The sequence below is a fragment of the Bacillus pretiosus genome (genome assembly GCF_051294775.1).
Classification (GTDB): domain Bacteria; phylum Bacillota; class Bacilli; order Bacillales; family Bacillaceae_G; genus Bacillus_A; species Bacillus_A wiedmannii.
Window position 1 is genome coordinate 145,767 of sequence record NZ_JBPPHF010000006.1, and the last position, 17,683, is coordinate 163,449.

Here is a 17,683-nt window from a genome sequence, read left to right on the forward strand (position 1 = left end):
ACAAAAAGAGCTAACAAAACGTTAACTCTCATTTGTCTATTAATATGCATAACCCTTATTCATCGCATTTGCAATAGCGCTCTCTAACCACTTGCTGTCAATTTTTTTCGAATTATCATTTACGTTAACACTCGTGTTCATTTTGACATTCGACATTGCCATGATTTCATTGTTTATCATCACTGCTAGGTTATTATGATTCATTCTATTACTAGCTGATGCCTTTACAGAGATGTTAATGTACTCACCATTTTGATTAGGTGTTATACGGGCCGTAGGGGACCCTAAAGTTTCAGGTGCTACTGGTGCCATCTCTTGCAGGCCTTCTGGTGTTGGTGTACCTTTCATTAGAGCGCTTGTCGCCCATAATTCATCAAATCCTATAGTCCCCATCCCAGCTAAACTTGTAGCACTTCCACTGAATACTTTCTTACCAACAGTCGCAATATCTGATAGTGATTCATTCATCCCATTATGCATTGCTTCATTCAAGAAAAATTCTGGCTCAACAGCTATTCTTTTATCCATTACTTCTTCTACGTTTTGACCTGAACCTTCTGCCTCATCAAATGGCTCTTTTTTTGATTTTGTCATCTTCATAAACTCTGCAGATATCCTCATACTTGTATTATCTATACTGCCAATTGTAGAAAAGATAGCACGAGCTAGAATTGATTTTTCTTGTTCGGCTTTACCAACCCCAGGTTCATCATTCTTAGCTGTTCTCCAATCATTATATACACCCGTACCTTTACGATTTTTTTCGTATGCTCCAGCACCATATAGATTTCCAAGAGTGAGGTTCTCAGCACTATTTTCTGAGAAGAATGCTTCAGAAGCATTGATTACATCAACTGCTAATTTGTTATTTTCCTTATCAGAATCACGCAATCTTATGATATCATTCACCACAGTATTTCTTTGTTTCTCATCATTTATTCCAGAAGGAGTTAAAAACACCGCTAAGTTATCTCCACTAAAATTCCCAGAAATACGCTTAACCATACTCGTTTTTGAAGTTGAATCACTAAAATTTGCAATAAGTCGAGAAATTTCTCTATTAATTTCCGTTTCTAGAACTCCACGTCGCGTCACTGTATCGCTTGCGGAAAACTTATCTGTTGTAAACAAGTCATTGTACTCTTCTGTTTTTCTAATAATAGAAGTATAGTAGCCTTTTAATGTATCAAGAAATTCTGTTTTCTCAACAAAATTAACATTACCAGGTAGTTTCATTGAGTTAATATCCAAAAGAGGAATGTATTGATTTGCTGCAAATTCTGGAAGCTTCAAGTATGCCGTTCCTTTTGTTCTAAGTAAGTGTTCTAGGATTTTCTTACCTTTAACACCAGGATCTAAATTAAATTCCATCAATCCAGCGTTAATAACAGTTTTTCTGTAATCCTCAACATTGAAAGGTTGGGTATAATCAAACTTTTGTGGAATTGCTTCAAATGAATCCTTACTTACATGAAGTACACCATCTTTCATCTTTGCATTTACATCAGTCATTAGCCTCGTACTATTAGGAGTGTAATCAATAACTACATCTCCTGTTTTAGGTTCCCAATTATTTTCATAGTTACCACCAAACTTAACCATTTCATTAAATACTTTTTGTTGTGCTTTAATTTCTGGCTTTACTTTAGAACTATAAACCATATCATGCATAAAGTTAGAATATATAGAGGATTCTCCCGGAACATATAACCCTGTTCGAAAATCAGAATCATCTAATACCCCAGGCTCTTTAACCGTGTTCTTACTATGATTAATTCCACCCTGACGATCCCAAGCCTCATAGGCCATTGTGATGTCAGCAAATACTTCACGGTTAAGACCTAACTTCCTCATCCACTTAGATGAAAGCTTCTCACGTCCTTTATAGTCTAGCTGTTTTCCATTTAAACCAAAACTAGAATCCACTACATACTGGCCATCTTTATTAGTTGTTTTAATGCCAAGCATTTGTTCAACATCCTTATAAAATGAAGATAACGCTCTTTCTTCAGTAGCATAGTCATTAGTGATTTTCTTATTCATTACAGAACCACTGAATTGTTGACGAATTTGAGTATCGTAACCACGAATTAAGGCCGGTAAATCAGTAGAACCGTCCTTTTCCACTTGATGAGAAATCACCTGTTCTACCCCTTCTACGCCGTATAAATCACCCATAATATCACCAAGTATTGGGGTCATAGTAGCACGGAAACCACCCTCAGTTACCACTTTAAATTCGTGTCCTGTTTCACGTTGTCTACCTAATACAAGCGATTTTTTATTGATGTCATCTACGTTGAAGCCAAGGATAGATACTGTATCACCTTTCTTAAAACGTTTTTTATCAATAATTTTATTTTTGATATTGTTAAGTTCATATTTTCCAAGAGTAAGATGATTTCTCTCATTGAACATAGAATTGATATCAATCTCTAATGGTTTATTAAAAGCGATTCCTTTCTCTTTCCATAAACCATTACCAAGACCTTGTTTTTCAGCTTCTTTTTCAATAGCTACCTCAATATAGTTGTTGAACATTACTTTTTCGGCGTTCATATTAATACTAACCTCATCCATTCCATCAAAAGCCTTCATTAACTTGTAATCCATAAATGCGTAACCTTCACTATTAGAAAGCATCCTTATGTCTAAAGACTCCTTCATTTGTCTTGCTTCTACAGGAGAGATTTGTTTTTTTAATTGAGCTGTGTCAATCATACTCTTATATTTCATAATAGTGTTAGCATCTTCCAGCTTTAATGCAATTTCTTCATTCGTCATATAACCAGTTTGCATTGTAATACCACGAACCTCATTTGCATCATCAAGAGCTTTAAATAAAGCTGATGAAATAAAACTATTTTTCGTACGGAACGATTGATCTTTACCCAAGTTACGTAACACTTTTGATGCAACTTCGTGGTCTACCTTCCGGTAATTGATTGGCTTATGTGGACTCTCTATTGTTTTAGCATAGTAGTTACCTAGTGCCATGTAAGTACGAGCGTTTACATTTGTAGTCCCAACAAGCTCTTTTGAAGCTGACCGGTTATTAATCCCAACCACACTTCCTTTTAGTCCAGAAGCACCTTTTGCAAAATCAAGAAGTTCTCCGGCAATAGCGTAATCTTTTGCCCTCTGTCCCATCGCTTCAAAGAATGTAATTCCTTTTTCAATTGCATTTTGAGCAATAATGTCGGCAGAAGCACTAATTCCTAATCGTTTAGAATTTGCACGATACCATGACTCTGCATATCCTGTGATATCCCATTTGCTTGAAAGGAATTCGTCACTCATAACTGATTTGCTATCAAACATTTCCCTATCATCGAAGTGTAATTTACGACTTGCATCAGTAGGCACTGAATTTATTTGTCTTCCAATACGGTAACGTAGCCCTTGTCTTATTTGAACAAATGCATTCTTGCCACCTATACTTTCAGCTCTCTCAGACAGCTCTTTGGCTTTCTTAGAATAATCAAGAATCATATTAAGAGCATCTGTTACCGATGTACTATGATAAGCACCTTTTACACCAATACCAGAACGAATAACAGAAGCTTTTTGGTTTCCACCGTATTTCACCTTCATGTTCTTATCAAAGGATGGAAGCTCAATAGTTGCTAATCTAGGGTTTCGAACCAATTCTTCATATGTCTTTACTTTGCTTAAATCCATAATACTCTTCTTACTTGCTAAGATAAGTATAGGATTTCCACCGTCCATAAATCGAATTTGAGTGTTGAAGTATTCGCTGTAAGCTGACATGATTTTCTCAACAAGTTCTTCGTACTTAGCAGCCATACCACTTGTCCTACTAATTACGTTTAGATCATTTATTCCATGTGTACCAAATTTCTTCTCAAATAATCTCTTAATACGGTTATCTTGCTCTTTTAAAAATTTATTTAATGAACTATTACCGTTTAATAATACGTTAGTATTGTTGTATGAACGAGCATTTTCAATACTTTCACGCATAACATTTGGTAGATTCTTCATCAAATCTTTAATTGCAGTTACACGGCTATCTGTCATCTGATTGGTTACTTCACGAACAAAATTGTCTGTACCCATGTTTTCTATCTTTTCACGAACGAGGTTTGTCATCTCAATCAGAGCTATTTCAGTTTTATTTCCCGACATAACTTCTTTCTTCATCTGATTCACAAGATATTTCACATCATTAGAGGCTTTTCTATCTTGTGAAAGTTTGAAATTTTTAATGATTATTTTTTGCAATTCATCAATACGAGCTAACTTATATGACCTTTCCAAATTCCCAATACGATTCCCTCTTCTGTCGTTAATATAAGAACTAAAAGAAGCTTTAATTGAATTCGTGTCTTTTGCATTAAATATTGTATTGTCTTCTTTATCAAAATTAAAATTAAAAAATTTATTTCCTTTAGCAGTTATTTGAGCTTTATTATCTCCTTTCTCATCTAACTTGCTTTTAATGTGGCGTAATGCAATTAACTTCTGTTCGTCATTTAATCCTGAATCTTTGAGAGTACTAATAGCTGTTCTCCAGACATCTCTTTCTCCCTCTAATCGTGCGACCATATAAGGGAATTTCATAGCTAATTCTTCTGTCCCACCATTTTTGATAATGTGTAATCTCCAGTCAAAATCTTCTTCAACACTACCTGCTTTATCTAGATAGTTATAGTACTCCTTCATTTTTTTCCATCCATTAGTGTCGAACATTCGTTCATATTCACGAAAAGAAGCGTCATATTTTATCTTTAAGTCACGCAAATTTCTAGAAATTGCATCATCCATTGGCATGAAAGAACTATGAATTTGCTGTGCTAATCCCTCCTGCGTTTCGGACATTAATAAAAGGACTTTCCCCTTTATATCTTTAGAATCAAGCCTTAGGCCAAAACCTTTTTTATCTGCACCTGTTAACGCTACATCTTTGAGGAATTCTTGAATTATGAAGGTTTCATTTGAAGGGAGTAATGTCTTTAAATTTTCTAACCGAGGTACTATGTTTTTCTTATTTTTACCAATTTTACCCACAAGATTGTATTTGTGTTTATCTTTGTCAAAGTAACCACTTTGATAAGAAAACAATTCCTTACCTATTTCTAGAGTATTTTGCTTTATTGCTGATGAAGAAAAATCATAAGTAGCAGACTTTTCTGCTCCCTCAATAAATGATTTGATTTTTTTGTGAGTAAACCCAGCAATATCAATATTTGCTTGAATATCATTTTTTGCTAAATGATATAGATATGAAGGGCTTTTCCCGTCAATTGCTACTTTACCCGTGTTAATTTTTCTTTTCGCTAAAATAGCTTGGTAAATATGTTCTTGACGTAAACTAGCACCAGTTAATGAATATGGATTTTCAACTGTTGCAGAGTATCCATGAAAAAAGTCTAGTGAACTTTTCGCTGCATCTGCAAAGAATTTTTTTATACTTGTGTCCTTTATTATTCCAAGAATAGCTGGTAAATCGTAGTGATGGATATTATATCCTCCTAATTTTGCATTACTAGACATAATATGACCTTGAAAAATAGATAAGGCATCTTCAAGTTTTGTCCCTTTATGAAACAGGTTATTAAGACCACGTTCAATTACTTCTATTGTATTTCTTGTAAAAGCTGTGTCTGTAGGAAGAACACGTGAATGCCCTAATAGAGATATATAGGATTTCCCATTACTTGTTGCACCCTTAAATTTACTTGCATCAGAATACTTAGTCAGATCCATTAATATTCGATGTATATCTTGTGAAACTGACATCATGGGATTTTGCTTTAATTTATTAATTTGCTGTTTTAATTGGGAATACGCATCTTTTTCAGGAGCGACTGCCATTGAAACAATAGCCCCGTTCTTTTTAACAAAGTCTTTTCCATTAAACTTAGTTCCACCAAAAGATAGCCCAGTTATAGCAAACAGGTCTAATCCTTTACTACTTCTCATGTGTTCAGGCGTTCCAATTGCTTCTATATCAAAGAATACTACATTGTCTTCATTTTTTAATTTTATAAAAGGGTCTAATGCTTGTTGAGCATTTACATTAAAACTATTTGGAGTACGAGCCAACTCCCAAATACCTAACGAACTTATACGATTATCTTTTGTTAATTCGTTATATGTTTGAGCTATTGCACTTTGTCTGTATTCAAACGCTGCACGTTCAGTTTGATTTTCTATTCTAATTTCACCAAAATCTTCTGCTGATTCATAATCTGGTATTAACACCCTGTTTTTAATAGGCACTCTTTTAATATCTTCCATAATACCCTCCTAATAAATAACGGCGCTCGTCTAAAAAGACTGAACGCCGCTCAATGTATTCTAGAATAATGAGGAATGTACTCCTGCATTAAGACCATCTAAAATTTCATTTTTCACATCTTTCATGATGTCGATGGAAGTATTGATTCCACCTGGTCCTTCACCATAAGAAGTAGTTAATTGAACATCTACATCTGATAGTCCCATTCCTAATAACACATCACGCAAGCGACCGATATTAATCAAACTACTTAAAGAGTGTATTGGAATTACTTTTTCTCCTGTTTTTTCCGCTCTAGTTTGATCCTTACTCCAATCACCAGAAGTAGCGGGATTTCCTCCCGTCTTCTGCATAACCTTGATTTTTATACCATCAAGATTTGTGCTTGCGTTCCATCCAGTCCAATTTTCAGTTGGTAGATAATGAGTATTAAAATAATCTTCAATACCTTCTTGTTTATCTACTCTAAGCCCCCAACTGTCCTGTGAAATTCCTTTTGTGTCTTCAGGAACATATCGTAGAATCTCTTGACCTTCTTTACTGCTATTCGTCTCAAAGAATCGAGGAATATATTTTTGCCCTTTTGGTGTTAAGGCTCCCATTAACGATGTGCTATCAGAGCCTTCAGTCTCACCCATACTATAAAAAATACCTTCATATTCTTGTCGATACTTTATAGCCAACGGTATGTACTTACCTGCTTGATTAGGTTCTTTTGTAGACGAAATATCTTCTAGTCCATCGAAAAGTTCATTAATTTGTGATTTAACGGCTTCGGTGTCACCATAACCCATTTTTTTAGCCCAGGACAATGTTTTCTTCTTATCTGTTGAGTAGCCTTTTAATCCTTTGTTTTTTCGCTCTTTTCCATCTGCATCATCAAAGAACGCTTCTAACCTTACACTTTCTTTACTTTGAACAGATTCACTAGATTCCCTATAAATGTCAAAATACTGATTAATTTCTCGTTCGCCTTCACGCACTTGAGGAACAAAAACATTATTTAGTCGAGAAATAATTCTTCGTGCACCCATATTTGTCATTTCCTCGCCAGTAATAATTTGATTTTGAGAAACAACCGTATTACCTTCGTATAGCTGGGGCCAAAGTCTCCAATCTGAATCTTTTGTATTAAATGTTAGATCACATTCAACATCAATGGCTCCAGAACTCTTTAAGTCGTTAATATTAATCTCTGATACAATTGCTTTTCCAACTTTACTTATGCCACTATCTGAAACTAATTTAGTACTAATAAAACTAACTTTATCTTTATCGTTATTTATAACATCTTCAAGGAATACCCTTGCTTCACGAGGCTTTACATCAATAGTATGGATATTGTCAAAACCCAGAAACTCGTTTAATGTTTCTAAACCCTTTATATTCTTTATATCTAATTCAGATAAAATCCCCTTATTTTTTGCATACTCCTTCACGACATCCGGTGAAAAAACTCCAGTTTCATTATCTAATGCTCTTAAATCGAATTGATGGAATGAACGTCTAAGTTTTTCGATTGCAGAGATACGTACTACGTCGTCATCAAATGTCGGAATCATGAATTCCATTAAGGTTGATAAACTTTTATCCACTGCTGCTTCATTTAAAGATATAAATCCCTTAGATGGATTTATATACTTCAATGTCCTTCTTACGAATTTTTCAACAGAATTATCCTCGTAAACTTGCGAGGCATCCCTATCTGTTACCTCTTCTTTATACCCAGAACGAGCATAAGACTTATCCATACGCGAGAACGCACCGAATTGTAATGGTGTTAGATAAAATCCTTCATTAATTAAATCTCCCACGCCAGATTCTGTATAACGAAAAACATTTCCACTAGTATAAAAATGGCCATTATTATTTAATGGATTGCGAATATCCCCTTCTTGAATCGTTTTAGTTACACTATCAAATCCTTTATCGCCTAAGTTGCTTGCGAATTTATGAACTTGTCCTGAAACTAATACCTGTAATTCTTCTTTAGATAGACTCGAGTAAAAAGCTTGCCAAGATGTTAAATCCGTCGAATCATTAATAAATAATGGAGCTTCAACACGTTCCTGAAAAGAATCTATTGCGCTAATAGCACCAGCTTTTAAATACCTGTTATCAATCATTTCACCTGTTTTAGCATGCGTGTATAAATTACTATCAAGAATTATATTTTCAAAGTCGAAAGATATTCCCTTTTTATCTAACAATGTATTTAAATCGTCATTGCATTTATTGTTATCTAAGAATTTTCGTAACTTCCCAGTAATATCAATAGATTTTTCATTTCCTTTTTCATCAATGTCATTAATGATTAACCCATACCTACGCTTGGTAGCTATATCAACTTTTTCAGCATCTTTTAATGTAGTGTAATTAAAGCCTGTTTTCTTTAAATAAGTCATTAATATGTCAGTCTGATTAATTGCATCTTTGATAAATTCGTAAGCATACGCAGTTTCAATTGCCTTAGCTTGGGGTAATATTGTACCTTTATTTTCTTCAAATATTTTTTTTATATCCTTGTACCGCCCAAGAGTTTGAAGCATTTGCTTCTGAAATACATTTCGTTGCGTATCACTTAGGAATTTAACTTTATGAGCGTATTTTCCATTTTCCAGTTGCTTTATAAAATCATTAATGTAAACGGCAGGACTATTGAAAATACCTTTATTCTGATTGTAGTATTGGATAAGGGCTTTAAGGATCTTGTCCCCACCATTGTTTTTAATAGAAGATAGTTTTTGAAGTTTTTCAAGAATTTTATTTTGACGGAATAATTGAGTAGCTTCGTATTCGAATTTGTTGAGACCCCACATATTTCTTTTGTGAAATTCGTTATAATAACGGGTAGTGAATTCCATATTCTTTTGACTTAGACGCTTATTAAGTGTCTGCTTCTTTTTAATATTTCTACGGATATAATTTTCTAATTTTTTATACTTCTTCTCCTGTATATAATCATCAAAACCACCGCGTAACTTTCTACTAACATAAGCATTTTTACCAAGACCATTAGATTGCTTCTGCATAAATGCTCCTGCATCGGATACAGTACTGTGTTTATAATTATCTTTACTTAAAGCAACACTACCTGTAACTGCTGTGTTACTAGATAAATTAGATACGGACTTACCTATCATTGAAAAATCGCGATATTCCATTACCCCTTCCCCTATAAGAGAACCAATTTTGGCTATATTTTTAAGCACATGATTTTTCTTTTTCTCTTTCTCTTCACCCATGTAACGTTTATTGACCATACGTCTTCACCACCTTACGGCTACTGTTGTTGAATTTCTTCTTCACCCAATAATTTTAATCCTCGTATATTTTCTAATAACCATTTAGCTTTTACATAATATTCTGCTGTTTTAGCCATTGTCCATGATTCAATTTCGCTTAATGGGATATCTTGGAATGCTTCTTTTATTACTAACGGAAGTTGATTTTCTACTTCTTCCATATGTTTTTCCCATCTAGCTATCATAATTTTAACTTTTTGAGCTTTTGTATAACCTGACTCCTCTAAGATAGAAAGACAAAGAATTTCTGGAACACCTGCAAAAATATCTAACGAGTAGTCTTCAATAATTGGCTCTATAACGCAAGTTTTACATATATACTCAGTTCTTTCAAAGTCATCATTGTATACTTCCTGTGCAATTTTCAATTCTTCTTTGCTTAATGCACGAAAGAAAAATATGACATCGTTTATTTCTTGCATAAAGATATGCCCATATTTCTCATGCCAAATACGCAATTGTTCCTTGAAATCTACCTCTTCTTCATATGTTTCAAATTCAATAGGTAATTCTTTTACCTTGTCATCTAATAAACTAGGATCGATTAGCATGTTTTTTCCTCCCTACAATAAAAATAGGAGGCGATTATACGCCTCCTCCGCTCTTAGCTTAAGCGCATTGCGCCTGTTTTCGCTGCGAATCCTGACTTCTCTAGTACCAATTCGTGTAATAGTGTCGGGATACCAGCTTTACCATTTGTCATTTGCATGAAACCATAGTTAGCAGGGAAAAGAACTGCTTTTTCGCAGATACGCTCTTCTTTATAGAAATTATCTGCATTTGGAATTTTAGCAATATCTTTGTATTCTTTACGCTTAATTGGTCGCCATACAAAAATGTTTTCCTCATCAAACTCAGTTAAGTATACTTCTCCTGCATACATAGACTTCCATTTTTCAAGTTCGTTATAAGTCGGGCCACCTGGGAAGATTTCTTGTTCTGCTTTTGAAACGTCATCTTCATCGAATTTGTCTCCTACTTTAACAACCGAAGTTTCTTCTTGAGTACCCTCCATTAAAGCTTCTTCTTTTTTAATATGTTTTGTCATTATACTTCCTCCTCTTTCTCTCGTTAATATAAAAATTTAAAAGTTAAAATCATTTAGTCATATAAATCCCATAATTAAAACTAGTACGCTTTTTGTACATTCCCCGAGATATCTTTTGCTATAAAAGTATATACTTCAGAAATAGGGTTCCCAGACGGATCTACTCTTTGAGAAACACCTGTTAATTGCACTCCAACTATTGTTTGAACGGTCTTGTAGCTTCCAGTCCCTCTAACAGCACAAGGATTATTTCCATAAGTTAGTAAGATATTAAAACCATGTTCTTTCAAATTCCTATTTTTTTCATTTTCATTTGTGCTATAAAAGAATGTATCAGTTCTACGGCTATCTATTAACTTTGAAGAGTTAGAGTTTGTTCCCCATAGTGCATTTTCATAATCATCTGCTAATGCTTGAAAATTACCTATAAGGTCTTCAACCTTTGTATTTTTATGGGCGCTTTGACCATTTTCACCATTAAATTCTGCCAGGCTAAACCACTCATTTTCCTCTGTCATTTCAGAACTTAAACTATTAAGTACCGTTTGTAAATAACCAGCTTCTTTGAAGTTAATAGAAAAAGAACCTTGAACCAACCTGTTCCCTCTAGCTACCTTATCCCAGGTATAAGAAGCATATCCGTAGATTGGTGCTAATTGTTCCTGCATTGTCCATTCTATTTCTACAATTTCATCTATCCAGTTATCTCCAAAGTAAATTCGGATATCTGTTCCTGAGTAATAATTCGCATAACCTCTTTTAGATTTACCTGCCGATGTATAAGCCCCATTGCTCATATCTCTTACCACCCTTCATCAAAAACATCTGGTTTCATTGTTTCGATATCTAGAGCAATGAATTCCATTGTATTTTCTGTAATCATGTCTTCAACTGACATTGTTTGACCTTCTGAGATAAGATTAACTCCATATATCACCAATTTTGAAGATTGCCCATATTCATTCATAAAGTTAATTGTTATGTCAAATGGTGGTAGCTCGTCACTTTTATTGATAGGACAACTGTTCCCATTCACATTATGATCTTTCATAACTTCGTATAATACATGGCGGTCAAACACCGTAAAGATTAAGCTTCCTGCTACTGTTCTTGCACCACGGACAACACCTTTAGCTGCAATTTGTCCTAAAGCAAATACTGGAGCTGTCGGTCTATAAACAGAATAAGAAATCGTTTGCAATTGACCTAGCACTACAGATTTACCACCTTCAGGGGTTACGACAGCAACAATATCTGTACCAGCAAAACTCGTATAAGTCTTCTGATATCTACTACTCATGAAGACACCTGCCTTTCTATTTTTCTATAAATAGAACATAACCACTCGATTATATTTTTGCTACCAAATACAAAAAGAGATGCCGAAGCACCTCTTTAAGTTTTATTATTCTACTTCCCAATCATCTTGTGGACGCATCTCAACAATATTACGAGCAATGAAAGTACAAGCTTTTTCTGTAGTGTTGTCATCTACACTTAAGCCCATTCCTTCGTTAAGAATCTCTACACCGTAGATTTCCATTTTACTAGCTTGTCCATATTCGTTAAGGAAGTTGATTGTAATATCAAATGGAGGGATTTCGTCGATGAAGTTGGCTTTACGTTTTGTCTGCCATCCCTGAACTAAGTCATTACGCTGAGTTAAAGCTGCAGCATTTGCATCAGCATCTAATACCTGAGTAGAGCTACTAGCAAGTGCATCCGTTTGATTTAAGCCATGACGGTGAACAGTAGCTTGTTGCTTAAGATTAAATAGTGCATCACGGTCGAAGATAGTAAATACTAAACTTCCTGCAATACCACGTTTCGTTTACACCGTCTCTTTCGAGATATTTTAACTCTGTTTTACAGACGGACTAGACTATATCTTCAAGTTGATAACACACCTCTAAATACTTTTCTTTTTTCCTTTTTAAAAACATTTTTTAAAACACTAAGCCATCATGGTGTTGTAAAAATTTTAATTTTTTGCTTGGGAGTTCTGTTTCAATCGGTTATCCGGACAAAGGATGTCTCTTACATCTGAGGCTTGCATTTCTGCAATATACCAGTATTCTGGTGAATTGATGTTTTTAATAAGGTTATTTTTGTAATTATATTTTGGTGTGAATTCACCCATTAAAACATTGTCATTTTACATGGGCTTTCAACTCGCTCCGCACTAATAAGTCTCATTACCATTTCAGGTAGTACACTCTAGTCGTTGAACCTTCTCCATCCTTTCGGAACAGGAGCTTGGCTGCTGATTGCCCATTATTTTCTACGCCATAAATTTTTCAATTCATAACATGAATATAATTATCTTTTGTTTTTTTAACATTCACGCTTACCATTTCTAGTTACGTTGTAGTAACAAAAGCTTTAGGGGTTTCCAGCAGTTCACGGAGTTTGTCATTCTATGTCACCATAGAAAGGTGGCTACATCTTAACCACGAGAGAAAGATTTTGGGTTTGGATCACCCATTACATACACAGGTCCTTTTTCACGAGTAACTGAGTAAGTAATAGCTTGTAATTGGCCAACTACCTGTCCATTAAATGTACATACGATGTCAGAGCCACCGTAAGTAGTGAAAGTTTTACTATAGCGAGAAGCTGTTGTACTCATAGGTTAATAACCTCCTGTTATTCTTTTATATAAGAGAGGGGGCCTTTGATCCCCTCTTCTCATTAATAGTTCTTACTGGCTAAGTCCTTGTAGCATATACTCAGGAGGAGTTAAGTTAACTTGAACTTGTACACGACGTAATTCAAATGCCGGGATAATTTCTAAAGTTACAGTTACCTCATCTAAGTATACTCCAAGGTTTTCAATTGAGAATTTGTATCCTTGAATAGCGCCTGCTTCGCGTATTTTCTCTAATGCAGACTTGATAGCAGTGTTCATTGCGTTGTATTGTGGCATTTCATTTGCTTCACCAATAAATGGTTCTACTGCTTCACGAACAACTTGGATAGCAAGCTGGGTAATACGAAGAGTAGATAAACGAGCAAAGTCACTTTCACGTACTTTTCCAGCCATTACAATAGATGGCGCAGTTGTGATTCCGTCTGTAACAACTAATTGATTTGAATCTTTTAAACGGAATGTAACGATTTTCTTACTAGTTAGTTTAGAAAGTTGGCGCAGAGAGTAATCAAAACGGATAGCTTTAATACCTTTGATTGGTTTATTTGTAGGTGCACTTTCTTTTCGAAGAGTTGAAAGTAGTGCAGCGTAGTGAGTCGCACCATTTACATAGTGGATTGAATTTGTTGTTGGCATGATTACTCCCACTTCAGATCCCACTACTTGAAGATAAGGAGAGATTTCTGTATCAATCTTAGATAGTTCTTCCACATATTTTCGGATTGTAGAAACCTTTGTATCTACTGGAGATTTAACTCCAATGTATCCAATCGCAGCTGATTTCATTAAAGTTTTCATTGAACAATAATCAGCAACTGTTTGAGCGAATGAACCACGGTGAATTACACCAAAGCTTGTTTTCTTCCATGTTGCTACTTGCTTATCTAATTGAAGACCAGCCGCTGTTGTACCAGCTTGGATAGAAGCAGGAGCATCGAAGTAAAGGACAATTTTACCACTGTCTTCTCTCACATTAACTTTAATACCAGTTGCATCTTCATCGATAACAGCCTTCAAGTCTTTTACCAAGTCAGCTATTGTTAATGAACTACCATTGTAAGTTTTAGCAGGAAGCGTAAACGTTACATCTTTGCCATCAACCTTTACTACTAGCGTATCGCTTGTACCAGTTTTGATTTCTACTGGGTAATTAATAGCGTGAGACTCCATTACATAAGAAGAAGTAACCATTCCACTAATATAAGGGAAATCCTCAGAGTTTGGAACTTCAGGGAAAAACTCACCAACTAAGTTAGTAGCTTCGTCCTCAAGTGTAACCCCTTTAAGAACTACGTGATCCACAGTGAAATCAAGTAGGTCACTCATTAGCATGTCGTAGAAATAGATGAATTTTCGGCGCATACGAACAGCTTCTGTAGAGCCAACTAAAACGTCTTTGAATTTAGCTTGGGCTTCTACTAGTTGGTTTCCTGCAGCCACATAGGCATCAATTGCATATTTCTCAAGTTCAGCAGCACGCTCTAAGCTGATTTCTTTAAGGGCTACTAAGTAAACCATTCTAGCTCCTGCATCAGTAGCAGCTTTCCATTCTGCAGCAATTGGGTTAACTTCTCCTGCAACATAGAAGTCACCGAATCCAGCTTGTACAAGTTCAGTTGAACTACGAATTAATACTGGTTCTTCAGGAGCATCTTTCGCAAGAGATGGAGCAATGATTAGGATCGATTCTGATCCGCCTCGTTCTGGGACAATTAAGCCACCATCTTTTAGTGTGACATTAATGCCAGGAAGATTTTCATAAAGCATAGGTTTGCCTCCTCTTTATTTTGTTATATTTGAAAAGCGACAAGCGCTATTCATCCAGTTGGATTTTTTTGTTTCTTAAAGTTTTTGTGGTTTCCTGAAGTTTCTGTTCTACGACATCTATCACACGAAGGATATCTACAGGAACTTCTGTTAATTCTTCAAATTTAGCAAAATAAACAAGTCTACGAACCTTACTAACATTACTTATATTTGCTTTTGATAAGTCTGTTTCCATCTTTACGAATTGAAGTTCTTTAAGCCCCTTCTCTTTAAGGAATCCCGTGAATGTTGCAAGCGTTTGACGAAACTCCTTTGTGAGCTTGTCTACTCGCGCATTGGTTTCTTCCCAAATCTCAAAAACAACTTCTGCATCAAATACCTGACCATAAACCTTAGTTGCAGGTGGTAGAGTTCCTTTAGGATCTTCATTAAAAGCAAGGTAACGTTGACGAGGTTTAATTTCTCTGATGCTTTTACCAATTAGTCCTGGTTGCATTAACTTAAGGTAATGAATGATAACTGGATATGCTACAGGCTTGTCAACTGTCACAGTTGGTTCTTCCGCGGTAAAGCTTCCCCACTGAGTTCCCCAAGCAGCATCTAGTAAATGCTTTATTGTCTTTGTCATGTCTTCATAGTCCATAGAACCATTTGCTTGGGTTGGCTTATTGATTTCTACTGACATGAAACACTCACCTCACTTGACGAAATATAAGTAAAGGAAGTTCTAACCGTTTCAATCTCACCATATAACTCAAATGAAATAGATAGAGTAAGATTTTCTTGATCATAATGTAGGACTTCCATTTTTATATCCCTGTAGATTGGATGATCTTCTGCAAGACTATCAATAAAGGCATCAACTTGTGTAATGATAGATTGAAGTAATACGAAGCTTAATGGTTCTCCAATGTATTGATTAAAGAATCCAGCAATTCGATTAACATCGTAACCTATACTCCGGAGATAATGAGGTTTTGAATAAAATTTGTTTTGAGGGTAAAGATTTCTTGAGGAATAAGGAACAAATCCTTTTTTAATTGATGGTACTATACATATATAACCACTACTTGTTAATTTAGCAACTTCTACCTTTTTGAGTTCTCTATTTTGTAATGTATTTATGTTTAGTAGTTGTTTATTTGTAGCTGAATTATAGAAATTCGGCAGTTTATATCGCATACAAGCATAATTTGCTGCAACTGGCATAGAGAAATATTTAGGGTTCTCAGAGTTTTGTATACCAACTACAACTTCTATGTGCTCTAAATGACGATGTTCTTCTGTATTAATAGAGGCTTTTTCTACAAGTGATTGTACTTGAGTCTCGTATGTATCTTCTCCTGTTACCGTATAACGACTTTTAGAGAATAGATCAGAGCATAAAACAACTGAGCAGAAAATAGATTGTTCATTTGTCTTAGTCTTGGCAAATTCCCCGAATATAGAGGATAGCTGACCAGGTGCTTTCTCGTAAGGTATATCTGTAAATAGGAGTGTATCTACTTGAAAACTACTTAATTCTCCTGTAAAGAAAACCTCACTTCCATCTTCAGCAATAAAACTATCTTTTAATAGCTGTAGTTGCATTTGAATCTTATCTTCTGAGTCTAGATTGCTATGATTACTTACATAATGGAAGCCATCATCCGCTCCAATAAATCTAACGTATTTCTCAGAAGTACATAATCCTTTTATTGGAATTTGATTAATAACTTCTACATCTACTTCTCCCGACCCAAAATAAAGATCTTGTTTGATAGCAAAAGCTAGGTCATCTACTCCTTTATAATCAGCGAACAGGTATGAATAACTAGTGTTTATGCCTTTAATAATCATATACGTTGGAAATAAGTGAATAACTATGTTATTTGACTCATCTGTTGCTTCTAATGTTTTAAATCGGAAAACTGGAATATTAAGTTCATCATGATTAACAACGCATTCTCCATGAGACCCATTTAACCGAAGGATTAGTGGGGTGATTCCGTATTTTTTTGCCATTCTTACGTTTTCCGTCAGGCGACAATCACCAAGAATATAAGATGGCTCTATGTTATCTCGAATAATAAAAGGTGTCCCTACTGGCCCATTTAAAGAAAAGCCCGCTAATACTAGAAAACGAGTATTCTTTTCCATATGAGAAGGGAAAATAAGTTGATTGTACGTATACATTCTTACCCCTCCATTAAAAAATTGTATTGTTTAAAATCTTGTATTTCTGAAATGCAGAAAGCACGCATCTTACTTCTTACAGGTTCTACCTTAGTATAGTAGATTTTGTAGATAGTTTATTACTTTCCTAGATCTTGAGTATGATCCACATTTGTTATTTCCATATACCTTCATTTTCATAAGAAGGTTGTCCGAATTTATCCCAATCTGCTTCTAGATTTAATTGTTTTACTAATTATTAAGTTTTGTTGCAAAAACACCTTCTACTTACTTTTAGTACATCCCAATGGTATGTTTTTCAACGATGAAAAAATAATTCATCTCGAGATAAACTGAACAATCCGGATTCACCTCTTAGGTCACTTTATTTTCTTTGTCTAATGTCACCATATTCAAAAGGAATAGAGCCTCCTATAAGTTAGCCAGCGTTTTCTCATCTACCCTTATATGGATTAGGATGAAGTAAACCTCTT

Annotated in this window: 11 protein-coding genes; all 11 read right to left on the reverse strand. The window is 34.9% G+C overall.

Translation table 11 applies throughout. The features are described 5' to 3' along the window. Positions 1 to 39: 39 nt before the first annotated feature. On the reverse strand, positions 40 to 6,264 hold the full coding sequence (locus tag ACSG5Z_RS25010) for a hypothetical protein (RefSeq protein ID WP_435712437.1): 6,225 nt from the start codon (positions 6,262 to 6,264) through the stop codon (positions 40 to 42). A gap of 60 nt (positions 6,265 to 6,324) precedes the next feature. Continuing rightward, positions 6,325 to 9,528, reverse strand: coding sequence for a hypothetical protein (locus ACSG5Z_RS25015; RefSeq protein WP_435712438.1), 3,204 nt, complete (start codon positions 9,526 to 9,528; stop codon positions 6,325 to 6,327). A gap of 20 nt (positions 9,529 to 9,548) precedes the next feature. Further along, a complete protein-coding gene (locus ACSG5Z_RS25020) occupies positions 9,549 to 10,121 on the reverse strand; it encodes a tail chaperonin (protein ID WP_198130815.1) in 573 nt (190 codons plus the stop codon). A 53-nt stretch (positions 10,122 to 10,174) separates the two neighbouring features. Next, on the reverse strand, positions 10,175 to 10,618 hold the full coding sequence (locus tag ACSG5Z_RS25025; protein ID WP_000160472.1) for a hypothetical protein: 444 nt from the start codon (positions 10,616 to 10,618) through the stop codon (positions 10,175 to 10,177). Between the two features lie 80 nt (positions 10,619 to 10,698). Beyond that, positions 10,699 to 11,415: a hypothetical protein gene (locus tag ACSG5Z_RS25030; RefSeq protein ID WP_098656984.1), complete on the reverse strand. Its 717-nt coding sequence runs from the start codon at positions 11,413 to 11,415 to the stop codon at positions 10,699 to 10,701. A gap of 5 nt (positions 11,416 to 11,420) precedes the next feature. Beyond that, positions 11,421 to 11,918: a virion structural protein gene (locus ACSG5Z_RS25035; RefSeq protein ID WP_098656983.1), complete on the reverse strand. Its 498-nt coding sequence runs from the start codon at positions 11,916 to 11,918 to the stop codon at positions 11,421 to 11,423. A 105-nt stretch (positions 11,919 to 12,023) separates the two neighbouring features. Continuing rightward, a complete protein-coding gene (locus ACSG5Z_RS25040; RefSeq protein ID WP_000409223.1) occupies positions 12,024 to 12,161 on the reverse strand; it encodes a hypothetical protein in 138 nt (45 codons plus the stop codon). Positions 12,162 to 13,064: 903 nt separating this feature from the next. Beyond that, the gene (locus ACSG5Z_RS25045; RefSeq protein WP_000108095.1) at positions 13,065 to 13,247 is read right to left on the reverse strand and encodes a hypothetical protein; all 183 of its coding nucleotides are present in this window, start codon (positions 13,245 to 13,247) and stop codon (positions 13,065 to 13,067) included. Between the two features lie 72 nt (positions 13,248 to 13,319). Next, entirely contained in the window at positions 13,320 to 15,035 is a 1,716-nt protein-coding gene (locus ACSG5Z_RS25050) for a phage tail sheath protein (RefSeq protein ID WP_435712439.1), read from the reverse strand. A gap of 46 nt (positions 15,036 to 15,081) precedes the next feature. Continuing rightward, on the reverse strand, positions 15,082 to 15,720 hold the full coding sequence (locus tag ACSG5Z_RS25055) for a hypothetical protein (protein ID WP_435712440.1): 639 nt from the start codon (positions 15,718 to 15,720) through the stop codon (positions 15,082 to 15,084). Next, positions 15,711 to 17,210 carry a hypothetical protein gene (locus ACSG5Z_RS25060; RefSeq protein ID WP_435712441.1) on the reverse strand — a complete coding sequence of 500 codons (1,500 nt, stop codon included), beginning with the start codon at positions 17,208 to 17,210 and terminating at the stop codon, positions 15,711 to 15,713. Before ACSG5Z_RS25060 ends, ACSG5Z_RS25055 begins: the two co-directional genes overlap by 10 nt. Between the last annotated feature and the right edge of the window lie 473 nt (positions 17,211 to 17,683).